Raw genomic sequence first — 22,241 nt, 5'->3', positions numbered from 1 at the left:
AACACTGTGATCGACGTCGTCATCATTGGTGCCGGCCCCTCCGGCGCGGTGGCTGCAGCGCTGCTGGTGCAGCGCGGCTTCAAGGTACTGGTGCTGGAGAAGCAGAAGTTTCCGCGCTTCTCGATCGGCGAAAGCCTGCTGGCGCAGAGTCTCGAATTGCTGGACCAGGCCGGCATGCTCGAGGCGGTGCAGGCCGCGGGCTTCCAGTACAAGAACGGCGCAGCTTTCGCCTGCAACGGCCGCTATGCCCAGTTCAACTTCGCCGAGAAGTCGTCACCGGGTCCCGGCTTCACCTACCAGGTACCGCGCGCGGAATTCGATCAGATCCTGATCAACGAAGCCATCCGCATGGGTGCCGAGGTGCGTTTCGAAGTCGAGATCATCGCCGCCGACTTCAGTGGCACGCAGCCACGGGTTACCGCGCGCGCGCTGGATGGCAGCGAGCAGGTCTACACCCCACGCTTCGTGCTCGACGCCAGCGGCTTCGGGCGCGTGCTGCCGCGACTGCTGGATCTGGAGACGCCGTCTCATCTGCCGGTGCGCAACGCGCTGTACACCCAGATTCACGACCGCATTCCGTCCGGGGCCTTCGACCGTCAGAAGATACGGGTCACCACGCACCCGCGGCATCGCGACGTCTGGTACTGGCTGATTCCGTTCTCCAACGGCAAGGCGTCAATCGGCGTCGTCGGCAGCGAGGCCTTCATCGACAGCTACGCCGGCAGCAACGACGACAAGCTGTGGACGCTGCAGCGCGAAGATCCCGAACTGGCCGTATTGCTCAAGGATGCCGAACCGGTGTTCCCGGCCGGCCTGCTGCGCGGCTATTCGGCCAACGTCAAGACCATGACCGGGCCGGGCTTTGCGCTGCTGGGCAATGCCGCCGAATTTCTCGATCCGGTGTTCTCGTCCGGAGTCACCATCGCATTGAAGTCTGCCCACATGGCCGCAGCCCTGCTGGGCCGCCAGCTGGCCGGTGAGGCGGTGGACTGGCCGAGCGAGTTCGAAGCGCCGCTGCGCGTCGGGGTCGAAACTTTCCGCGGTTTCGTCGACGGCTGGTACGACGGTTCGCTGCAGGACGTGATCTATTTCGAGCGCCAGGACCCGAAGATCCGGCGCTATATCTGCTCGATCCTCGCCGGCTATGCCTGGGACAGCGCCAACCCTTACGTCGGCCGCGCCAAGCAGCGTCTGCACACGCTGGCGCAGCTGTGTCGAGGCGATGCGCCCGCGCATGCGCATGCGCTCTAGCCGCGCACTGCGGGTCGCGGCACTGAGCGCCGCGCTGGCCGGCTGCGTCAGCCCCGGCGCCGGGCCTGCGGCGCCGCCGGCCGGCAGCCCGGCGCCGGATCCAACGCTGTTTGCACCGCTGGCGCCATCGACGCTGGGTTACAGCGTCGACGCCGAACAGCTGCTCAGCGCGGCCTATGGCGCACGCGAGTCGACGCTGCGATGCATCGTCACCGTCGACGCCGATGCACTGCAGGTCGTCGGCCTGACCGCCAGCGGGCAACGCGTGTTCAGCCTGCGCTATGACGGTGAGCAGATCGACGGCGAGCGCTCGACCTTCGCACCGGAACAGATCGATCCGCAGCACATCCTGGCCGACATCCAGCTCGCGTTCTGGCCGCTGGACGCGGTGGCGGCCGCGGCGGAAAAGCGCGGATGGCAGGTCAGCGAACCGCGCGCCGGATTGCGCCGGGTCAGCGGCAACGGCCGCATCATCGCCGAGGTGCACTACGCCGACGCCGATCCGTGGAACGGACGGCTCTGGCTTTCGAATTTTGTCGCAGGCTACAGTCTCGATATCCGTACCCGGTCCGGTATCCCGTCTCGTATCCAACCCGCTGCCACGACTGCCGAAGCCCCCGCATCCTGATGTCCGATCCGTCGAAACTGCGTCCTGCCGATCTGCTGGCCCATGGTCCCGGCTTCATGCTGCTGGATCACCTGAGTGCCTGCGATGCGGAAACCGCACGCTGCCTTGTCGAGATCCGGCCCGGAATCCCGTTCTATGAGGCAGACGCCGGCGTTCCCGGCTGGGTTGGCGTCGAATACATGGCACAAACGATTGGCGTCCACGCGGGCTGGCTGCGGCTGCAGCGCGGGCTCGACATCGTTCCGGGGCTGCTGCTGGGCACCCGCAGTTACGACTGCGAAGCGGCGTACTTTGCGCCGGGAACCCGGCTGAACGTCGTCGCCGAGCTTTTGGTCACCGACGCCAGCGGCGTTGGCGTTTATCGCTGCACCATCGACGACGGCGCGACCGTCTACGCCACCGCCGACATCAAGGCCTTTCAACCAGACGACATGCAGAGTTTTCTCGACCAGCTGTACGCAAGTCCGACGCCACAGGAGCGGCGCGCATGACACAGACCGTGCTGGTGACCGGCGCCAACCGCGGCATCGGCCAGGCGATCGCCGTGGCCCTGGCGGAGGCCGGCTACGATCTGGTGGTGCATTGCCGACGCGACGCCGATCAGACGCTGGCCCGGGTTGAAGCGGCCGGCCGCAGCGCACGCGTGCTGCGCTTCGACGTCAGCGACCGCGCGCAGTGCGCCGAGGTCCTGGGCGCAGATATCGAGCAGCACGGCGCCTATTACGGCGTGGTCTGCAACGCCGGGATCGCTCGCGACGGAGCGTTTCCGGCGCTGTCCGGCGAGGATTGGGACAGCGTGCTGCGGACCAATCTCGACGGTTTCTACAACGTGCTGCAGCCGCTGTCGATGCCGATGATCCGCACGCGCCAGCCCGGCCGCATCGTCACCATTGCCTCGGTTTCCGGCCTGATGGGCAACCGCGGGCAGGTCAATTACTCGGCGGCCAAGGCAGGTATCATTGGCGCGACCAAGGCGCTGGCAGTGGAACTGGCCAGCCGGCGGATCACCGTCAATTGCGTCGCCCCCGGCTTGATCCGGACCGACATGATCGACGAGGTGCCGCTCGAACAGGCTTTGAAGCTGGTGCCGGCGGGTCGGGTTGGGGAACCCGAAGAGGTTGCTGCGGTAGTGACATTCCTGATGTCGCCGGCCGCCGCCTACGTCACGCGCCAGGTGATTTCGGTCAACGGGGGGATGTTTTGAAGCGAGTCGTTGTCACCGGCATGGCCGGCATTACCGCGCTCGGATCGGACTGGGCAACGGTCGAAGCCAATCTGCGTGCCAATGTCAGCGGCATCGAACGCATGCCCGACTGGGATCGATTCGAAGAGGTCAACACGCGCCTCGGCGGCCCGGTCAAAGATTTCACGCTGCCAGCGCATTACACCCGGCGCAAGACCCGCACGATGGGCCGCGTGTCGCTACTTTCGGTGCGCGCATCCGAGCTGGCGCTGGAACAGGCCGGCCTGCTCGACGATCCGGAAATCAGCAGCGGCGCCATGGGGGTGTCCTACGGCTCCTGCACCGGCAGCACCGACGCGATCTGCGAATTCGGCAGCCTGCTGATGACCGGCAAGCACGGCAAGTTCAATGCGACGACCTATCTGCGCATGATGAGCCACACCACCGCCGTCAACGTCGGCCTGTTCTTCGGCCTGAAGGGACGCGTGATCCCCACCTGTTCGGCCTGCACTTCCGGCAGCCAGGGCATCGGCTACGCCTACGAGGCGATCAAGTACGGCATGCAGCCGATGATGCTGGCCGGTGGCGCCGAGGAACTGTGCCCGTCCGAGGCCGCGGTGTTCGACGCCCTGTTCGCCGCCAGCGTGAAGAACGACGCCCCGAAAACCACACCGGCGCCGTTCGATCGCGATCGCGACGGCCTGGTGATCGGCGAGGGTGCGGGTTCACTGGTACTGGAAGAGTACGAACACGCCAAGGCGCGCGGCGCCAGGATCTACGCCGAGATCGTCGGCTACGGCTGCAATTCCGACGGCGATCACGCCACGCATCCGAACCAGGAAACGATGGGCGGCGCAATGGACCGTGCGTTTGCCGATGCCGGCCTGTCACCGGACGCGATCGGCTTTGTTTCCTGTCACGGCACTGCGACCGAGCAGGGCGACATCGCCGAATCCAACATGACGCGGCGCTATTTCAATCGCGCCATCCCGGCAGCGTCGTGGAAGGGTCATCTTGGCCACACGCTCGGCGCCTGTGGCGCGATCGAAAGCTGGTGGGCGATCGAGATGATGAACCGCGGCTGGTTCGCGCCGACGCTGAACCTGCACAACCTCGATCCGCGCTGCGGCGAACTGGATTTCGTCACTGACACGATCCGCCCGCTCGAAACCGAGTATGTGGTCAACAACAACTTCGCCTTTGGCGGCATCAATACCGCGCTGATCTTCCGCCGCATGCCCTAAAACAGCGGCGGAATCCGGCATCACGCCGGACACGCCGTGAAGGAGCGTCGATGCAAAGACAGACTTCGAATCAGCTGTGCACTCTGCTGGCATCGCTGCTGCTGGGACTGGTGGCGCCCGTCACCGCAGCACCGGCCGCGGACTCCGTGCTGACGATCACGCCGGACGCCCTCGACTATCGCGAAGACCCGCGACTGCCGGGCACCGGGCTGGCGCGGGTTCATGGCGACCCGACACAGGGGCCGTATCTGCTGCGTGCACGCTTCGATCCTGGCGCACGCACGCCACCGCACACGCATCCCGACACCCGTATCGTCACCGTGCTCGAAGGCATCTACCGCTTCGGCGCCGGCTCGACCTTCGACTCCACCGCGCTGCAGGATTACGGCCCCGGCGTCGTCCTGGTGATCCCGGCAGGGACGCCCCATTTCAGTGAGGGCGGTCGAGACGGCGCCGTCGTGCAGGAATCCGGCACCGGTCCGACCGGCATGCAGTTCGTCGAACCCTGAAACGGAGCCGCCGATGATCATCGATGCCTGGGCGCAACATCCGACGCTGCGGCAGATGCAGGACCCGATCTTCGACTCGCTGCGGCGCTGGACCAAGACGCCGCCGCTGAGCGTCGCACCGCCGGTGGCGATGACCGTCGCGATGATGGACCTGGCCGGGATCGACCGCAGTCTGATCTGCGCGTGGTACGCCCCGCGCAACGTGATGATCTCCAACGACGAAGTCGCCGGCTTCGTGGCCGAAGCACCGGATCGCCTGATCGGCGTCGGCTCGGTGGATCTGTCCAGGCCAATGCAGGCGGTGCGCGAAGTGCGGCGCTGCGTCGAGCAGCTCGGCTTCAAGGCGATCCGACTGCTGCCGTGGCTGTGGGAAGCACCGCCGACCGACCGCCGCTATTACCCGGTCTACACCGCGTGCTGCGAAATGAACGTGCCGTTCTGCACGCAGATCGGTCACACCGGCCCGCTGATGCCGTCCGAAGTCGGCCGGCCGATCTACCTCGATCAGGTCGCGCTGGATTTCCCCGAACTGACCCTCGTCGGCGGCCATATCGGCTATCCGTGGACCGACGAGGCGATCGCCATCGCGACCAAGCACGAGAACGTCTACATCGACACCTCGGCCTACACCTGCAAGCGCTACCCGCCGGCGCTGGTCGAGTTCATGCGCAGCCATGGCCGCGACAAGGTGCTGTTCGGCAGCAACTACCCGATGATCATGCCGGCGCACGCGCTGAAGGATCTGGATACGCTGGGCCTCGATGCCGACACGCGCGCCGCGTTTCTGCACGGCAACGCGCAGCGGGTCTATCAACTCAACGGCTGAGTGCTGCCGGGTCGCAAGATCGCCCTGGCGTCCGAGCGGACCCGGATGTTGCGCTTGATCAGATCCTAGGTCGCGTTGGCGCTGCGCACCCGCGCGACCGCGTCCTGCCAGCCCGCGTACAGCGTGTCGGCCCGCTGCGCCGGCATTGCCGGCGCGAACTGGCGCTCCTCCTGCCACAGCGCCGAAATCTCATCGAGCGACTGATATACCCCGGCCTGCAGGCCGGCGAGGAAGGCCGCACCCAGCGCGGTGGTCTCGACAGTCTGCGGCCGCACCACCGGAATCTGCAGGATGTCGGCCATCGCCTGCGTCAGCCAGTCGTTGACGACCATGCCGCCGTCGACGCGCAGCTCGGTCGGCGCCACCGCGTCATTGTTCATCGCCATCAGCAGATCGCGGGTCTGATAGCAGACCGACTCCAGCGCCGCGCGCACGATGTGCGCGATGCCGGTATCGCGGGTCAGACCAAAGATCGCGCCACGCGCTTCCGGGTCCCAGTACGGCGCGCCGAGGCCGGTGAACGCCGGCACCAGATACACGCCCTGGGTGTCGTCGATCGACTTGGCCAGACCCTCGGTGTCACCGGCGGCCTTGATCAGATGCACCGCGTCGCGCAGCCATTGCACCGCGGCGCCAGCGACGAAGATGCTGCCTTCGAGCGCGAAGGTCGGCTTGCCTCCGAGCCGGTACGCCACCGTCGTCAGCAGGCGATTCTTCGACAGCCGGATCTCGTCGCCGGTGTTCAGCACCATGAAGCAGCCGGTGCCGTAGGTGGACTTGATCATGCCCGGCGAGAAGCAGGCCTGGCCGACCGTCGCGGCCTGCTGGTCGCCGGCGATGCCGCCGATCTGGATCGGCGCGCCGAACAGGGCAGGATCGGTCCGGCCGAAGTCGCTGGCTGAATCGCGGATCTGGGGCATCAACGCGCGCGGGACCTGGAAGAACGCCAGCAGTTCGTCATCCCAGTCCTGCGTGTGCAGATTGAACAGCGCGGTGCGGCAGGCATTGGTCGCATCGGTGGCGTGCACGGTGCCGCCGGTCAGCTTCCACAGCAGCCAGCTGTCGATGGTGCCGAATGCCAGCTCGCCTTTTTCCGCGCGTTCGCGCGCGCCCGGCACCGCATCGAGTATCCATGCGATCTTGGTCGCGGAGAAATACGGGTCCAGCAGCAGGCCGGTCTTTTCGTTGAGCCAGGTCCCACGGTCCTGATGCTGCTGGCAGAACGCGCTGGTGCGGCGGTCCTGCCACACAATCGCCCGGTGAATCGGCGTGCCGGTGGCGCGGTCCCATACCACCGTGGTCTCGCGCTGATTGGTGATGCCGATCGCGGCCACGCCGTCGGCCGCGAGTCCGGCGCTGGTCAGCGCATCGCGAACACAGGCGACCGTGTCCTGCCAGATCTGCTCGGCGTCGTGCTCGACCCAGCCGGGCTGCGGAAAATGCTGCGGCAGTTCGCGCTGCGCCACCGCATGCTTGTTGCCGTGGCGATCGAACACGATCGCGCGCGTGCTGGTGGTGCCCTGGTCAATCGCCAGCAGCATTGTCATAAGCCGATTCCTCCTGATGTGACACACTTTGGCCGTCGCGGCATCGAACAGCGACGGCACGTACAAATATCTAAAGTCTGCATCGATACTCAGGGGACGTTACACATGCGCAGCATTCAATTCCAGCATGGCTGGGGCCGCGGCCAACGCGCGCACGTCAATGCGTGGCTGCCCGACGCCGAACCACGGGGCTGCGTGCAGATCATTCATGGCATGGCCGAACATGCCGGCCGCTATGCGCGTATCGGCGCACAGCTGGCGGAAGCCGGCTTTGCCGTCTATGCACAGGACCTTCCCGGCCACGGGCGCAGCATCGACCGTGACGACACACTCGGCCATATCGCGGAGTGGGATGGCTGGCCGATCACGCTATCCGCCATCAACGGCGTACGCGGTCATATCGAAAAAGAACACCCCGGACGGCCATTGTTCATGCTCGGACACAGTCGCGGCTCGTTTCTGTTGCAGGACTACGTGGTCGAGCACGGCCACGGACTGGCCGGTGTCATCTTCTCGGCCGGCTGTGCCGATCTCGGACCCCTGCGCGCGGTGGGTCTGGGACTGCTTCGACTCGAAGCGCTGTGGGCCGGACGCGCGCATCGCAGCGCACTGGCCGAAGCACTGAGCTTCAAGAGCTTCAATCGCGAATTCAAACCGAACCGAACCGGCTTCGACTGGCTGTCCCGCGACACCGAAGAAGTGGATCGTTACATCAGCGATCCACTGTGCGGCTTCCGTTGTTCAGTGGCGATGTGGATCGATCTGCTGTCCGCAGCCGGACACCTGCGCGATCCGCAACGGCTGGCGCGCATCCCGAAGACGCTGCCGATTCTTGCCATCAACGGCACCGACGATCCGGCCTGCCGCGGCGCGCAGGGCGCGCGCAGCCTGGAACGAAACTACCGCGAAGCCGGTCTGAGCGACGTGACGCTGAAGCTCTACGCACAGGGCCGTCACGAGCTGCTGAACGACCTCTGTCGCGATGAAGTCAGTGCCGATCTGTGCGCTTGGCTTGAAGCACAGTTACCGCCAAGCGCTGCACCGCAACCCGCCTGAGGCGCGCCTGCGTTTTGATGACGTCGGCGCGTCGGAGACTCTGATGCGCAAACTGTGGATCACCCTGCTGCTGTGCCTGCCCGGACTGGCCTTGGCCGCACCCAAGGCCGAGCTGTGGCCGTACTGGAACGCGCACAACGAAAGCGCAACCCAGGTTGTTGATCACGCGGCCTGGGATGCGCTGCTGAAAACCTATGTGAAGCCTTCGGTCGACGGCATCAACCGTGTCGCCTACGGCGCGGTGACCGCGGACGATCGCGCAAAGCTGCAAAACTACCTCGACGGCCTGCAGCGCATCACGGTGACCAAGCTGTCGCGCGCGCAGCAGCGGACGTACTGGATCAACCTCTACAACGCAACCACGATCAATACGGTCCTCACGCATTATCCGGTCGACAGTATTTTGAAAATCGGCATCTCACCGGGTCTGTTCACGCGCGGACCCTGGGGCGCCAAGCTGCTGAAGATCGAAGGCCGGGCCGTCTCGCTGGACGATATCGAACACCGCATCCTGCGGCCGATCTGGCGCGATCCGCGCACGCATTACGCGGTCAATTGCGCCTCGCTCGGCTGTCCCAATCTGCAGGCCGAAGCGTTCACAGCCGACAACATGGAGCGTCTGCTCGACGCAGCGGCCAAGGCCTACGTCAATCACCACCGCGGCGCCCATTTCGACGATTGCGATCTGATCGTCTCCAGCATCTACGTGTGGTTCAAGGACGATTTCGGCGGAACCGATGCCGGCGTCATCGAACATCTGCGCCGTTACGCCAACGAAGGCCTGCGCATGAAGCTGGGCGGCATCGAGAAGATCGAGAACGACGAGTACAACTGGTCGCTGAACGACGCACGCTGAAGCGTGCGCCGGCACTCCGGACTCAGCTGACGCGCTGCGCCGGCGTCGCCAGAATCACCGGCCCGGTCGGGGATCCGGTCGGGGAGCCGCCGATCGGTTCCTTCGACACCGCCAGGGTCGGGTCCTTGGGCATCGACACGCCACGCGGCATTGGCAGATCGGAACTGCCGTCGTTGGGCAGTACGCCCAGCGAGCGCGGCTTGCCGTCCTCGCCCAGCACCCACAGCTCGAGGCACTCGCTGGCGCGGTTGATCGGATACTTGCCGCTGGCCGACACGCGGATCAGCTTGCGTTCGGGCGACACCGTGACCAGCCACTCGGCGTCGACGCCCTGCGGATGCAGCATCGCCACATAGGGCAGCGGCTGCGGCACCGGCACTTCGACACGCACCAGCTGCGGCGGAGGCAGCGGTCGATTGACCTCGCGGTACAAGGCGAACGACAGCACCACCGACGCGGCCGTGGCCATGCCGGCCCAGGCCTGCAGCCAGCGCGGACTGCGCGCGGTCGACGCTTCTGCCGCCGGGGCGCGCCGACTGTCCAGCGACACCACCTTGTCGACGCCGATCTCGCGTTCGATCGCCGCCCAGACCACGGCGCGCGGCGTCACCGGCTTGAAGCGGTGCTGCAGCCGCGCGAGGCGGTCTTCCCAATAACGGACTTCAGCCTGCACATCGGCACGCTCGCGGGCCAGACGTTCGAAGCGCCGGCGCGCACGGCCATGCAGCGTGCCGAGAACATACTCGGCTGCCAGCATCCGTTTCACTGTCGCGTCCTGATACTTCATTCGCCTAGACACTCCCGCAATCGCTGCAATCCCCGACGCACCCAGCTTTTCACCGTTCCCAGCGGCGCATCCAGCACCGACGCCAGTTCCTGGTGGGTATAGCCTTCGTAGTACGCCAGCAATACGCTCCTGCGCTGCTCTTCCTGCAAACCTTCGAGGCAGCCTTCCAGCCGCCCCAGACCTTCACCTTCCACCGCCCGCGCCTCCGGATCGATGCCGCTGCTTTCGTCGGCAAAACCGATTTCCACACCGTCCTCGTCTTCCGGCATTTCGACTTCCGGACGCTTGACCCGCAACAGGTCCAGCGCGCGGTATCGAGCGACCGTCATCATCCAGGTCAGCGGCGCGCCCTTGTCGGGTGCGTAGGTGTCCGCTTTCTGCCAGATCTTGACGTAGCAGTCCTGCAATGCCTCCTCGGCCCAGTCACGTCTTTTCAGAATACGCAGCAACAGCCCGAACAGATGCGAGCTGCTCGCCGTATACAGCTCGGCAAACGCTTTCTGGTCTCCCCCCGCGGTAGCCTGCAGCAGCCGCACGAGCTGTTCGGCATCAACCATGGAATTTTTTGAGTTATTGGCCTGGATGCCAGTGTAGCGGGAATCGGGCGGGTGTCGCCCCCTAGCTCAGCTGCCCGGTCGCAGCGGCTGTTCCAGCAGCGCCCGCAAGCGTTGCCGCTGCGGCTCACGGAAACGTTCAAGGCCGATCTGCATCGCCGCATGGCCGTCACGCGGCTGCTCCCGGTACGTGCCGAACAGGCGATCCCACCACGGCACATTGAAGCCGAAATTGGAGTCGGTCTCGTCCCGGTGCACCGAGTGATGCACGCGATGCACGTCCGGCGTGACCACCACCCAGCGCAGGCCGCGATCCAGCCATGACGGCAAGGCCAGATTGGCGTGATTGAACATCGCCGTGCCGTTGAGCAGCGCCTCGAACGCCACCACGGCCCAGGCCGGGACCCCGAGCAGCGCGACGGCCGCCATCTTGATCAGCATCGACGCCAGGATCTCCAGCGGATGAAAGCGCACCGCCGTGGTGACGTCGAACTCGATATCGCTATGGTGCACCCGGTGCAGGCGCCACAGCGGCGGCACCGCGTGGAAGACGCGATGCTGGAAATAGATCAGCAGATCCAGCAGAACGATGCCGAGCAAGCCGCTGATCCAGGCCGGCAGCGCCAGCAGCGGAAACAGGCCGAACGGTCGCGCCTCGGCCCACAGCGCCACCCCAACCGCACCGGCACCGAGCAACAAACGCACGGCGATCGAATCGATCACCACCAGACCGAGGTTGGCCGGCCAGCGCAGTCCACGCAGGCGCTCGCCACCGCGTCGCGGCCACCGCGACTCTGCCAGCAGCAACACGACAATCAGCCCGATGAAAATCATCAGGCGGATGGCCGTCGGCGTCTGCAGCGAATCAATCATGGACATCCTCGGAAACAGCGCAGGTGCACCGCGGAGACGGGCGTGCGCAGGCTTATAATGACGTAGCTCCATTCTCCCCCCGGAAGTGACGTCGTGACCATCGGTAGTTTTCCCAACACCCGCCTGCGCCGCACACGCCAGGCTCCGTTCGTGCGCGACCTCGTGCGCGAAACCCAGCTGGCACCGTCGCAGCTGATCCAGCCACTGTTCGTCGCTGAAGGCGAGCTCAAGGGTCCCGTCGGGGCCATGCCCGGCATTTCGCGGCTAGATCTGGAAGAGCTGGTCCGCGAATGCGAGACCTTGTATGCACTGGGCATCCGCGCGGTCGCGCTGTTCCCGGTCACCCCGGCCGAGCTGAAGACGCCCAACGGCGACGAAGCACTGAATCCCGAAAGCCTGATGGTGCGCTCGATCAAGGCGATCAAGGCCGCGGTTCCTGGCCTGGGCGTGATCGCCGATGTCGCGCTGGATCCGTACACCAGTCACGGCCAGGACGGCCTGCTGGACGCGCAGGGATACGTCATCAACGACGCCACGTGCGAAGTGCTGCGACGTCAGGCCCTGTTGTACGCACGCGCGGGCGTCGACGTCGTTGCGCCCTCGGACATGATGGACGGACGCGTCGGCCAGATCCGTCAGGTGCTGGAACGCGACGGCTTTCGCAACACCATCATCCTGTCGTATGCCGCCAAGTACGCATCGGCCTACTACGGCCCGTTCCGCGATGCCGTGGGTTCGTCCGCCAATCTCGGCAAGGGCGGCAAGGAGACCTACCAGATGGATCCGGCCAACAGCGACGAAGCGCTGCGTGAGGTCGCACTGGATCTCGCGGAGGGCGCCGACATCGTCATGGTCAAGCCCGGCGTGCCGTATCTGGACATCATTCGCCGCATCAAGGACCGCTTCGGCGTCCCAGTGTCGGCGTACCACGTCAGCGGCGAGTACAGCATGATCAAGGGCGCCGCGATGAACGGCTGGGTCGACGAACGCAAGATCGTGCTCGAAACGCTGATGTGCCTGCGCCGCGCCGGTGCCGACTCGATCCTGACCTATTTCGCCAAAGACGCTGCCCAGTGGATGGCGGAGTAAGGATGGCGGGCCGAGGACAGCGACCGACCGACCGCCGGACCCCGCAATGACCGATCGTTATGCCGTCATCGGCGACCCGGTCGCGCACAGCCTGTCGCCCCGCATCCATGCGCAGTTCGCGCGCCAGACCGGCCAGGCACTGAGCTACGACGCGGTCGAGGTTGAGCCCGATGTGCTGCCGGTGGCGCTGCAGGCCCTGCACGAGCAGGGATATCGCGGCCTCAACGCAACCCTGCCGCATAAGGTCGCGGTGATGGCGCTGTGCGAAGCGGTCTCCGAGCGCGCGCAACGCGCCGGTGCGGTCAACACGCTGATCCGCACCGACAGCAGCTGGCGCGGCGACAACACTGACGGCGAAGGCTTCATCAGCGATCTGCACCGCCTCGACTACGGTGTCAGCGGTCGGCGCGTGCTGGTGCTGGGCGCCGGCGGCGCGGTCCGCGGCATCCTCGAACCGCTGCTTGCAGCCGCACCGGCAGAGCTGGTCGTCTCCGGTCGCAGCCCCTGGAAACCAGAAGCCCTGGCCGAGCAGTTCCGGCCGCTGGGCACCATTCGGCCCAGCACGCATCTGGCCCTGAAGGGTGACCGCTTCGATCTGATCATCAACGCCACTTCCGCCGGCCACGGCGGTGAAGCGCCACGCCTGCCGGGACAACTGCTGGCTGACGGCGGCGATTGTTATGACCTGTCGTACGGCAAGGCCTTTGCGCCATTTCGCGCCTGGGCTGAAAGCCAGGGCGCGGCGCGCATCGCGGACGGCCTCGGCATGCTGGTGGGGCAAGCGGCCGCGGCGTTCGAATTGTGGCGTGGAGTGCGCCCGGACACGGCGCCGGTGATCGCCGCCTTGCGGCAGGGCTAGCCTACACAGCACGCGGCCCCTTGCGTTCGGCAGGCGGCCGACACCTGTCATCGCTGCCTTTTGCCGTTTGCCCCGAGGGCGCAGACACTAATGGGATGCTTGCCAAAGCCCTGTCCAATCGTCCCGACTTTGCGCTGATCGCGCAGCTGCGGCGCGCCGATCACGCGGTGCTGGTCTGCGCCGCGCTGCTCGGCGGCGGCACCGCATTGCTGTGGCTGTTCCCGGTGCTGCGCACCTGGGCGCCACCGGGCTGGGAGCTGATGAAGTTCAACACGGCCGCCTGTCTGCTGCTCGGCGCGGCCAGCGCCGCACTGCAATCCCCCGACGCCAGCACTCGGCAAGGCCACATCGGACGATTGCTGGCCTTGATAATCGTGTTGCTCTCGGCGGCAACGCTAGCCGAATGGTTCACCCAGCTACCGGTTTCGATCGATCAGTGGGCCGTGCGCGATCCCTACGCAACGCGGCCGGGCCGGATGTCGATTCAGACCAGCTTCGGCTTTCTGCTGGTTGGCATCACGCTGGGCTGCATCCGCTTCGAGAAGGGCGTCTGCGGTCTGGTATCCGATGCGCTGTCGATCCTGGTGCTGGGTCTGGTCTCCGTCGTCGCCGCAGGCTATCTGTTCGACGCCACGCATCTGTTCGGCACAGATGCACTGACGCGGATGTCACCGCAAACCCTGATCGGATTCGCCTGCATGGCGTTTGTCTTTGGCGTGCGCCGTGCGCGCCAGGGCTATTCCGACGTGCTGGTCGGCATCGGCATCGGCAGCCGCATCGCGCGCCTGTTACTGCCGGTGGGCCTGCTGACGCCGGTCCTGCTGGCCATCGCGCAGACCTATGTGGTCGCACGCGGCTGGCTGGATCCGGCCTACGCCGCGGCGCTGCGTGCGGCGATCCTTTCGATGCTGATCCTGCTGCTGGTGCTGTGGATGGCGCACCGGATCAACGATCTTGAAGCGGAATTGCGCACCGCATCGCTGACCGACGAACTCACCGGCATCAGCAACCGCCGTGGATTTACCGTGCTGGCGGAACAGATGCTGCGTGGCGAACGCCGCAATGCCGGCGCCGCGACGCTGTATTTCATCGACATCGACGGACTCAAGACCGTCAACGACCGCCAGGGCCATGAAGCCGGGTCCGCGCTGATCCGAACCGTCGCCGATGTGCTGCGTTCGGAATTCCGCGACAGCGACGTCATCGGCCGCATTGGCGGCGACGAGTTCTGTGTGCTGGTCAGCGGCTCGATGCGCAGCAGCGAAGACACGATCCAGCGATTGCGCCAACGCGCACGCGGCATTCGCGAACTGCGTCAGCTGCCGTTCGAAGTCCGTTTCAGCATCGGCGCGGCGGCAGTCGATCCAATGCAGGAGGGCGCGCTGGAAACCGCGATGCGCGATGCCGATCAGCGGATGTATGCGATCAAGAAACAGCGCAAAGCAGCACAGACCAAGAAGCCCGAAATCGAGCACGAAGGCGCGATCTGAACCTCAGCGGCGGCTGAGCGATACGACCTTGGCCAGAACCTTCGGATAGGCCACCGGCAACCAGCGCTGCAGACGATCGAGCAGGCGCGCATCGGCACCGATCAATACCCGCGGACTGCGCTTCTCGATGCCCTCGATGATGGTGCGCGCAGCCTGCTCCGGCGTGGTTCGTGCCAGCTTGTCGAAGTCGCGCGCAGCCTTGTCGCGATCACTGTCGCCGGTCGCGCTGACATAGAAGCGCGCGGCGCGCGCGATGTTGGTCTTGATCCCGCCCGGATGCACGCACACGGCGGAGACTCCGGTGCCGGCCAGTTCCTGGCGCAGGGTTTCGGTGAAGCCGCGCACGGCGAACTTGGCGGCGTGATACGCGCCCTGGGTCGGCAGCGTGACGATGCCGAAAATGCTCGACAGGTTGACGATGACACCGTCGTTCTGCGCACGCAGCATCGGCAGGAACGCCTTGGTGCCGTAGACCACGCCCCAGAAATTGATGCCCATCAGCCATTCGAAGTCTTCATAGCTGAGATCTTCAATGGTCTGCGACAGTGCCACGCCGGCATTGTTGATGACCACGTGCGCGGTGCCGAACTCGCGCTTGACCGCATCGGCGTGCGCATAGACCGCGTCGCGGTCCGACACGTCCAGAATCTGCGTGAACGGCTTGACCGGCAGCAGCTCGGCGGTTGCCGCCAGACCCGCGGCATTGACGTCCGACAGCGCCAGCCGGCACCCCTTGTCTGCCAGTTCGACCGCCAGCGCACGGCCGATGCCGGAGCCGGCGCCGGTAATGACTGCAACCTTGTTCTTGAGTGAGTACATGCCTTGTCCCCGGTCTGAGGACGGCATGATAGGACGCGTTGCCGGTATGCGGTGTTACCCGCCGGCAATCTCGCCGGCGGGAACAGCGCCGTGTCATCCGCCGACGGTCGCTCCCCGGCGGCGACGCAACCACCACGGCAAGGCCGCCAGAAGCACCAGGCTGCGCGCGTCGAAGGCACCGCCGCCGTCCACGGTCACCGTCGTGCTTGCGGCATCGTCAGCCGCGCCGCTACCGGATTTGTCGGCGCGCTGCGCCGGACCGGGGCCAGAGAACACCACCTTGTCCGGATCCCAGGGATCACGGCCCCAGCCACGTTCCAGCAGCTGGATGGTGTCGCCCTGGACCTCGATGTAGGCGTAAGAGAGGTTGTCGCCGTCGTTGGTCTCCAGTGCGCGATTCTCGGCATCGACGATCGACCGCACCACGTAGCGCCCATTCGGCTGTCCGCCGAATTCGACGTACATGCCAGGGCGCTGCCAGCGGTAGACATCGCCCCAGCCGACCGACAGCCCGATCACGCCGTTGCTGGGCGAGAAACAGCTGTCCAGCGGGGTATCACCGCCGGGCGTTTCGTAACCCTGCATGAATGCGGACCAGTCCCCGAACAACTGGTCGGCCGGACAAAAACCGGATTTGGAGCCGACGCCGACACGCTGCAGACCACCCCGTGCCGGATCGGTCACCGCATAGAGCTCGAAGCTCAGCACATAGTCGTCGTGGAAGTGAAAATGGATCGGATGAAACGAATAGGTCCCCGCCGGGACGAACTCGACCGATCCATCGGAGTAATGCAAGGCCTGCAGCTTCGGCCCCACCACAGTGCGCGACAGCGCTTCCTGCGGATTCAGGTAGGCGTTGCCGGCAATGGCGTCCTCGAGCAGGCTGAAGCGCATGTCGTAAATGCCCGGCCCGAGATTGATCGGCCCCGAGGTGAAACGCAGGCAGCGCACGGCGCCGCCGCCGCCCAGTTCCACCGGTGCCATTTCATCCGCGGTGCACGACAGCGGCGCAATGCCGGCGACTTCCAACGGTGGGTTGACCGTGTCCGGCGGATACAGGCCGTTCAGCGGGTTGGCCGGCGCGACGAAGGTGAACTCGTACGGCGGCACCGTGCGCAAATTCGGCAGCAGCACATGGCGTTCGCCCTGGTTCGCCAGATCTTCCGGCCGCACTGTCTCCAGCTTCGCTCGCAACCGGAATGATGCGGCACTGACATTGTCGGGCCGGACTCGCACCGTCCAGTCTCCGGCCACCGGCTGCTCGACCAGCACCTCGGAATTGAACTGATTCGACGTGCTGTCCGATCCGGCAACGTTGCCGTCCGGATCGATCACATCAACGACGAAGGTATCGGTGCGCTCCGGCGTGTCGATTCCGACACGCAGGCGCACACCGCCCTCGGCCAACGTCAGCGTATAGACCGGACAGCGTTCGATCGTGTCGCACAGCGCGGCACTCGGCACCTGGCCGTCGAGCGTCTCGCCGTCCCAGAACCAGGCCTCGTCGCGCTCCAGCACGCCGTCGGCGTGTGCGGTTTCGCGCACGGCGGCCAGCTTAGCCGTCGTCGTCACATGCCCACTGGTGTGTGCCAACGCCGACGACCCACAGACCATCCCGAGGCCAACGCACAGCGCGGCCGCCCATGTCCTCTGATTCCCCAGCATCCCCATGCCCCCAGCGTGTTTTGTGTACAGCCCGCGGGGATGGAGCAAGGACTGTGCCGCCGTGGCAGGCGACTAGGGGGTTTTTGCCCAGTCCGGCACAGAGAAATTCTGTTCGAGAAAGCGTGCGTCGTCGAAATGGCTGCGACCGACAAAGCTGGTGGCGTGGCGACCCCATTGGCGCATCGCGCCCGGATCCGGCACACCGGTGATCCACAGCCACCAGCGCTCACCGCGCTGGGTGCCGGCGACGATGCCGTCCGTGTCGAAGAGGCTGCGGCGCGCGCCGTCGGCGGCTGGCAGGCTCAGCAGGTCGGCATAGGGCCGCAGTGTGTAGTGATGCACGTCTCCGGTGGCCAGCGCCGGTGCAACCACGCGCCGCAGATAGTGCGTCTCGGACTGGATGCGCAGCGCCACCGCATCGGCCGGAACCTCGCCCTGCGGAAACAGCACCGGTTCCTGCCAGAAGCCACCACGCAGAATCTGCGTCAACGCCTGCACCGGAAAGGTGTAGCGATAGCAGCCGCACGGGTGGATGGTGTCGTAGACCAACGGCTGCAGCTGCGGATCGAGCACCACCCGCCACACCAGACCATCCAGGGCGCCTGCATAGGAATCGATGGCCTTCTGGGATGGCCGCTCGGAGAACCAGATGACGTAGACCAGTACCGGCAACACCTGATCGCCGAAACGTGTGAACTCGTGCAGGGTGTAAACCACGGGTTCGGCCGGATCGACCGACGGTGTGCCGTCGGCGCCCAGCACCGGCGCACCGGGCCGATCGTAGTCACCGCCGGTTTCGATCCACCATTGCGGCGCATAACGCGCGCCCAGCGCAGCCCATTGCGCGTCGCTGAGCAGCGGCACGCCCAAGGCATCGCGCGCCAGGGGAACGGTCGGTAGCGCTGCGATCTCGGATGTCGGCGGCGCCGGCGTCCAGCGCAGCAACGGGCCCGGACTGTCGAGTTGTGCCAGCGGGCGCGCGTAATCGGCGCGCACTTCGCGGTGATACCCCTTGATCCCCAGATTCAGAAACGGCACCGCCAGCGGATACAGGCCGAAACCGCGGGCCGCGAGCGAGTAGTCGTCCCTGACCCGCACGTGATCGCGCAAGGCGCTGCGCGCAGCGTCATCCGTCAGTTCCAGCGACCGCAGCGTTCGACCACACTGCTCTGCGCGCTGCCACTGCGCATCGGCGGAGCCGGCGTCCAGATTGCGCAGCTCACTGCGACGCGCCGCCAGATCCAGTTGCCGCATCCGTTCGACCCAGGCACCAAAACCTTCGGCCGTAAGGCTGTCATCGGCGAACGACGCCAGCACGCGGTCGGCGCGCAGGTACGGATAGCCGGGGACGCGGGCCGCACCACCATCGCTCACGCCAGCCTTTGCGACCGCGCTGTCGATCTGTGTGAAAAACGTCCGACACTGCGCCGTCTGCGCAGTCCGTGGCGGCGTCACCGTCGCGCAGGCCGACGCCAGCAGCAAGAGCGACAGCACCAGAACGCCCCGCAGCGATGCCGGTGAAACTTGACGCGGTACTGACATCGATCGATCTAGGCTGGAGTCCATCATGAGCTCTTGTCGAGGGTGCAGTGACCAGCTTAGTCCAACAGAGCGACTGTGAATGATGGGTCAAACCCCGCGCATCGAAGCACAGGGGCTCACGCGCAGCTATGACGGTGGCCGCATCGCCGCGCTGCGTGGGCTCGACCTGTCGATCGCCGCCGGAGAGTTCATCGCGATCGTCGGCCCGAGCGGCTGCGGCAAATCCACCTTGCTGGCGATGCTGGGCGCGCTGGAAGCGCCGCAGACCGGCACGCTGTCATTCGACGGCGAGCCGTTTCCGCCGCCGCACCGCGCTTCGGCGTTCCGCGCCGAGCACATCGGCTTCGTATTCCAGAGCTTTCATCTGCTGCCGACCCTGAGTGCCGCCGAGAACGTCGAAGTACCGATGTTCGAGTCCACGCGCTCGTCGCGCCAGCGGCGCGAACGCGCCCGCATGCTGTTGCATCTGGTCGGCCTGGATCACCGCAGTAACGACCGCCCGTCGATGCTGTCCGGTGGTGAGCGCCAGCGCGTAGCGATCGCCCGTGCGCTGGCCAATCAGCCGACCCTGCTGCTGGCGGACGAGCCCACCGGCAGCCTCGACAGCGTCAACGCGGCGCGGGTGATGCAGTTGTTCGAACAACTGCATGCTGAACTCGGCACCACCCTGGTGGTGGTCACCCATGCTGCCGAGGTGGCCGGTCACGCGCAGCGCGTGGTGCGGATGCAGGATGGCCGCATCATCACCGAAGTGGAGCATGCGGCATGACGCTCGCAGGCATCGCCTGGCGCAACCTGCAGGCGCGCCCGTCACGCAGCGCGCTGACCCTGATCGGGATCGCATTGTCAGTCGCCGCAGTGGTCGCGCTGACCGCGCTGGCCTGGGGCTTCGAGGCCAGCTGGCAGCGTGCGGCGGAAGTGCGCGGCACCGACGCGGTCGTCACCCGCACCGCCAGCCAGAACGCGTTGCCGTCGCCGTTCGACGCCCGTGTGGCCGACACCGTACGCACCTTGCCGCAGGTCTATGAAGTCGCCGGTCTGTTGAGCGAACTGATGTCGGTTGATGACGCACCGCCGATGTTCGTGTTCGGCTGGCAGGCCGACAGCTTTCTGTGGCGCCATCTGAAATTGATTTCCGGGCGTTTTCCGATCGAGAACGGCCATGCCGAAGTCGCACTCGGGCGTCTGGCCGCGGACATGCTCGGCAAGCACGTCGGCGCCACCGTCTACATCGACGCCGAACCCTTTGCGCTGGTTGGCATCTTCGACAGCCCGGCCCTGGTTGAAACCGGGGCAGCCCTGATGACTCTGACGCAGATGCAACGCATCACCGATCACCTGAACCGGGTCAATCTGATCAACGTCCGCCTGAACGACGCCAGTGACGAGACCACGCTGACACAGTTCCGTGCAGCGGTTGCGCAGGCGCTGCCGGGGTATCTCGCGATCACCTCGGGTGACCTGGTTCAGCAGAACGTGATGGTGCGTCTGGCGCGGGCAATGAGCTGGGCGGTGACGGTGCTGGCCGTGCTGATCGGCGGTGCGGGGGTGTTCAACACGATGCTGATGAGCGTTTTCGAACGCACGCGAGAGATTGCGATTCTGCTTGCGGTCGGCTGGCGCCGTGATCGCGTGATCCGCATGATTCTGCTCGAATCCCTGGTGTTGGGACTGGCCGGTGGCGTCATTGGCGTCGTGCTCGGCAGTCTCGCGGTCGAGGTGCTGCTATGGAGCGACATGATTCGTGGGCGTATCGACGCACAGATCACCGCGGGTCTGGTGTGGTACGCGCTGGGCGTGGCCCTGGCGTTGGGCCTGGTCGGCGGTGTCTATCCAGCGGTTCGCGCATCCGGACTCAAGCCCGCGTCGGCCTTGCATGCGGAATAGCGCTCGCATTGCTGGCTGCACTGACTGCCGCGCACGCCGCCACCGCCGACGCTGAAGGCATTCCTCCTGCAGCAACCGCGGACGCGTCCATTGCGCAAGCCGAGGCACTGGTCGCTCTGGTTCGGCAGCAACAACCGAACGGGGACTACCGCGTGCGCATGCTGGTCGAAACCAGCACCGCAGCGACGCCGCTCGGCCTGCTGATCAAGGGCTCGCGCACGAGTACCCTGCATCGCTTCGATGTACTGGCGACCGCACCGTCAGAATTGCGCGGCCAGCGCCTGCGCGTCGTCGCGTCCGGCGGTGAGCCGCTGATCATCACCGCTCAGCATGACAAGAGCGCCGAGCAGGCGCTGGCCGCAACGGCACTCGAGGCGCCGCTGTTCGATACCGATCTGGAACTGGCGGATTTCCTCGGACCACAATGGCTGTGGCCAGTGACCGGGCTGCTCGGCAGCCAGACGTTGCTGCAGCACGAGTGCCAGATTGTGCAGCTGAGCGAGGCGACTCCGGGAACGCGACGCCTGCGCGCGTGCGTCGCCGCCGACATCGGCCTGCCCCTGTTGAGCGAACAGCTGGATGCGAATGGCGGCGTGATCCGGCGCTATCGCGCGCTGGCGCTGACACGTATCGGCCAACGCTGGGCGGTGCGTGTGTTCGATGTGGAGCATCCACAGCGCGGCAGTGTCAGTCGGGTGCAGCTGATCGGCGCGGAATTCGACATGCCGTAGACACGGCGTGCGGCTCAGGCGGGTGTCGCGATCTGTCGCGGGTGAAAGCCGGGCCTGAAGTAGCGCAGGTAGTTGCGCAGCAGATGTGCCGGCCCGGGACCCGGTTGCCGCCATCCGAGCAACCACCCCAGGCCACGACGCCAGGTGTCGGGCTGGCGTCCGGCGCGGTCTCCCCGCATCAGGCGCACGAACAGCGGCACCAGAACCAGCGGCGCAACCAGACTGACCAGCAGCAATGCCGCTGCACGCTGCAGGTAGCTGGCATGGGCACGCTGTTTCAGCAGATCGAACGCGACCGCACGGTGGCCCATCTCTTCGCGTGCGTGCCACAGATAGACTTCGCGGATTCTCGCGTTGTTGATTTCCTGCGCGCGGCCGCCGCACAGAAACAGCTCCGACATGATCGCCGACAGATGTTCGCCCGCCACCGTCAACGCCAGCCTGAACTGACGCGAGCCGTGGCGCTGCACCCAGTCCAGCAGGCCTCGCGCCGGCCGCAGCAATTCGGTCGCATCGGCAAGGCCTGCGTGAATCTGCCTGTTGAGTCCGTGATGCACCCGGGAGTGCTGCGCCTCCTCGCGAATGAAACGGCAGCATTGTTCACGCAGCCCGGGATCGTCGATGTCGTCAAGGTAGGCGCGAATGCTGGCGATGAAGAAGCGTTCGGCCTCAGGCGCCATCAACGACATCGTCTGATAGAAGCGCGTACGAAACGGATCATTCGCACACCAGTAGCGTCCGGCGCACGCCGGATCGGCATCCGCATCCTCACACGCGACGATCGCCGGGCTGGCTGAATGGCGGGTGTTGCGAGGCATGCGGGCCGATCTCTCCGTCCATAGCGG

23 protein-coding genes are annotated in these 22,241 nt (G+C 65.9%); 15 read left to right on the top strand and 8 right to left on the bottom strand.

What is annotated here, in order from left to right; genetic code table 11:
- Window positions 1-6: 6 nt before the first annotated feature.
- Genes E4T66_RS16480 through E4T66_RS16450 form a run of 7 tightly spaced genes read left to right on the top strand, consistent with a single transcriptional unit; the run spans window position 7 to window position 5,641 of the window.
- Window positions 7-1,251 carry an NAD(P)/FAD-dependent oxidoreductase gene (locus E4T66_RS16480; RefSeq protein ID WP_136850229.1) on the top strand — a complete coding sequence of 415 codons (1,245 nt, stop codon included), beginning with the start codon at window positions 7-9 and terminating at the stop codon, window positions 1,249-1,251.
- Window positions 1,235-1,879: a DUF3261 domain-containing protein gene (locus E4T66_RS16475; RefSeq protein ID WP_169577673.1), complete on the top strand. Its 645-nt coding sequence runs from the start codon at window positions 1,235-1,237 to the stop codon at window positions 1,877-1,879. The genes E4T66_RS16480 and E4T66_RS16475 overlap by 17 nt, the downstream gene beginning before the upstream one ends.
- Complete coding sequence (locus E4T66_RS16470) at window positions 1,879-2,370, top strand: hotdog family protein (protein WP_136850225.1); 492 nt, start codon at window positions 1,879-1,881, stop codon at window positions 2,368-2,370. The genes E4T66_RS16475 and E4T66_RS16470 overlap by 1 nt, the downstream gene beginning before the upstream one ends.
- A complete protein-coding gene (locus E4T66_RS16465; protein WP_136850223.1) occupies window positions 2,367-3,083 on the top strand; it encodes a 3-ketoacyl-ACP reductase FabG2 in 717 nt (238 codons plus the stop codon). The genes E4T66_RS16470 and E4T66_RS16465 overlap by 4 nt, the downstream gene beginning before the upstream one ends.
- Window positions 3,080-4,306: a beta-ketoacyl-ACP synthase gene (locus E4T66_RS16460; protein WP_136850221.1), complete on the top strand. Its 1,227-nt coding sequence runs from the start codon at window positions 3,080-3,082 to the stop codon at window positions 4,304-4,306. Before E4T66_RS16465 ends, E4T66_RS16460 begins: the two co-directional genes overlap by 4 nt.
- Before the next feature lie 50 nt (window positions 4,307-4,356).
- Window positions 4,357-4,815 (top strand): cupin domain-containing protein, encoded by a 459-nt coding sequence (locus E4T66_RS16455; protein ID WP_136850219.1) that lies wholly within the window; start codon window positions 4,357-4,359, stop codon window positions 4,813-4,815.
- A 13-nt stretch (window positions 4,816-4,828) separates the two neighbouring features.
- On the top strand, window positions 4,829-5,641 hold the full coding sequence (locus E4T66_RS16450; RefSeq protein ID WP_136850217.1) for an amidohydrolase family protein: 813 nt from the start codon (window positions 4,829-4,831) through the stop codon (window positions 5,639-5,641).
- A gap of 65 nt (window positions 5,642-5,706) precedes the next feature.
- Here the strand turns inward: E4T66_RS16450 and glpK are convergent, their stop codons facing one another.
- Window positions 5,707-7,188, bottom strand: a complete 1,482-nt coding sequence (gene glpK, locus E4T66_RS16445) for a glycerol kinase GlpK (protein WP_136850215.1) — start codon at window positions 7,186-7,188, stop codon at window positions 5,707-5,709.
- A 105-nt stretch (window positions 7,189-7,293) separates the two neighbouring features.
- On the opposite strand from glpK, the gene E4T66_RS16440 reads away from it, so the two are divergent.
- Together E4T66_RS16440 and E4T66_RS16435 are read left to right on the top strand one after the other, a co-directional pair.
- Window positions 7,294-8,244, top strand: a complete 951-nt coding sequence (locus E4T66_RS16440; RefSeq protein ID WP_169577672.1) for an alpha/beta hydrolase — start codon at window positions 7,294-7,296, stop codon at window positions 8,242-8,244.
- Between the two features lie 43 nt (window positions 8,245-8,287).
- Window positions 8,288-9,100, top strand: coding sequence for a DUF547 domain-containing protein (locus E4T66_RS16435; RefSeq protein ID WP_136850211.1), 813 nt, complete (start codon window positions 8,288-8,290; stop codon window positions 9,098-9,100).
- 22 nt (window positions 9,101-9,122) lie between these two features.
- Here E4T66_RS16435 and E4T66_RS16430 read toward each other — a convergent pair whose 3' ends face one another.
- From E4T66_RS16430 to E4T66_RS16420, 3 genes are all read right to left on the bottom strand, one after another.
- The gene (locus tag E4T66_RS16430; protein WP_248679782.1) at window positions 9,123-9,857 is read right to left on the bottom strand and encodes an anti-sigma factor; all 735 of its coding nucleotides are present in this window, start codon (window positions 9,855-9,857) and stop codon (window positions 9,123-9,125) included.
- A gap of 26 nt (window positions 9,858-9,883) precedes the next feature.
- Window positions 9,884-10,444 carry a sigma-70 family RNA polymerase sigma factor gene (locus E4T66_RS16425; RefSeq protein ID WP_136850207.1) on the bottom strand — a complete coding sequence of 187 codons (561 nt, stop codon included), beginning with the start codon at window positions 10,442-10,444 and terminating at the stop codon, window positions 9,884-9,886.
- A gap of 66 nt (window positions 10,445-10,510) precedes the next feature.
- Window positions 10,511-11,314: a sterol desaturase family protein gene (locus tag E4T66_RS16420; protein ID WP_136850205.1), complete on the bottom strand. Its 804-nt coding sequence runs from the start codon at window positions 11,312-11,314 to the stop codon at window positions 10,511-10,513.
- A 93-nt stretch (window positions 11,315-11,407) separates the two neighbouring features.
- On the opposite strand from E4T66_RS16420, the gene hemB reads away from it, so the two are divergent.
- From hemB to E4T66_RS16405, 3 genes are all read left to right on the top strand, one after another.
- Window positions 11,408-12,403, top strand: coding sequence for a porphobilinogen synthase (gene hemB, locus E4T66_RS16415; RefSeq protein ID WP_136850203.1), 996 nt, complete (start codon window positions 11,408-11,410; stop codon window positions 12,401-12,403).
- 46 nt (window positions 12,404-12,449) lie between these two features.
- Window positions 12,450-13,262, top strand: coding sequence for a shikimate dehydrogenase (gene aroE / locus E4T66_RS16410; RefSeq protein WP_136850201.1), 813 nt, complete (start codon window positions 12,450-12,452; stop codon window positions 13,260-13,262).
- Between the two features lie 95 nt (window positions 13,263-13,357).
- Entirely contained in the window at window positions 13,358-14,752 is a 1,395-nt protein-coding gene (locus E4T66_RS16405) for a GGDEF domain-containing protein (protein ID WP_136850199.1), read from the top strand.
- Window positions 14,753-14,755: 3 nt separating this feature from the next.
- Here E4T66_RS16405 and E4T66_RS16400 read toward each other — a convergent pair whose 3' ends face one another.
- The 3 genes from E4T66_RS16400 to E4T66_RS16390 form a co-directional block, all read right to left on the bottom strand.
- Window positions 14,756-15,571: an SDR family NAD(P)-dependent oxidoreductase gene (locus E4T66_RS16400; RefSeq protein WP_136850197.1), complete on the bottom strand. Its 816-nt coding sequence runs from the start codon at window positions 15,569-15,571 to the stop codon at window positions 14,756-14,758.
- Between the two features lie 93 nt (window positions 15,572-15,664).
- A complete protein-coding gene (locus tag E4T66_RS16395) occupies window positions 15,665-17,143 on the bottom strand; it encodes a hypothetical protein (protein ID WP_169577671.1) in 1,479 nt (492 codons plus the stop codon).
- Window positions 17,144-17,308: 165 nt separating this feature from the next.
- The gene (locus E4T66_RS16390; RefSeq protein WP_211242981.1) at window positions 17,309-18,730 is read right to left on the bottom strand and encodes a hypothetical protein; all 1,422 of its coding nucleotides are present in this window, start codon (window positions 18,728-18,730) and stop codon (window positions 17,309-17,311) included.
- 130 nt (window positions 18,731-18,860) lie between these two features.
- Here E4T66_RS16390 and E4T66_RS16385 point away from each other — a divergent pair, with 130 nt between their 5' ends.
- Genes E4T66_RS16385 through E4T66_RS16375 form a run of 3 tightly spaced genes read left to right on the top strand, consistent with a single transcriptional unit; the run spans window position 18,861 to window position 21,396 of the window.
- Complete coding sequence (locus E4T66_RS16385; protein WP_136850484.1) at window positions 18,861-19,547, top strand: ABC transporter ATP-binding protein; 687 nt, start codon at window positions 18,861-18,863, stop codon at window positions 19,545-19,547.
- Window positions 19,544-20,665 carry an ABC transporter permease gene (locus E4T66_RS16380; protein ID WP_136850191.1) on the top strand — a complete coding sequence of 374 codons (1,122 nt, stop codon included), beginning with the start codon at window positions 19,544-19,546 and terminating at the stop codon, window positions 20,663-20,665. The genes E4T66_RS16385 and E4T66_RS16380 overlap by 4 nt, the downstream gene beginning before the upstream one ends.
- Before the next feature lie 8 nt (window positions 20,666-20,673).
- Window positions 20,674-21,396, top strand: a complete 723-nt coding sequence (locus E4T66_RS16375) for a LolA-like protein (RefSeq protein WP_136850189.1) — start codon at window positions 20,674-20,676, stop codon at window positions 21,394-21,396.
- Between the two features lie 14 nt (window positions 21,397-21,410).
- On the opposite strand, the gene E4T66_RS16370 is transcribed toward E4T66_RS16375, so the two are convergent.
- On the bottom strand, window positions 21,411-22,214 hold the full coding sequence (locus tag E4T66_RS16370) for a metal-dependent hydrolase (protein WP_136850187.1): 804 nt from the start codon (window positions 22,212-22,214) through the stop codon (window positions 21,411-21,413).
- Window positions 22,215-22,241 lie beyond the last annotated feature (27 nt).

The sequence above is a fragment of the Sinimarinibacterium arenosum genome (assembly GCF_005047655.1).
Lineage (GTDB): Bacteria > Pseudomonadota > Gammaproteobacteria > Nevskiales > Nevskiaceae > Solimonas.
The sequence above is the reverse complement of the archived record's forward strand: the minus strand, read 5'-3'. Positions and strand labels throughout refer to the sequence as shown.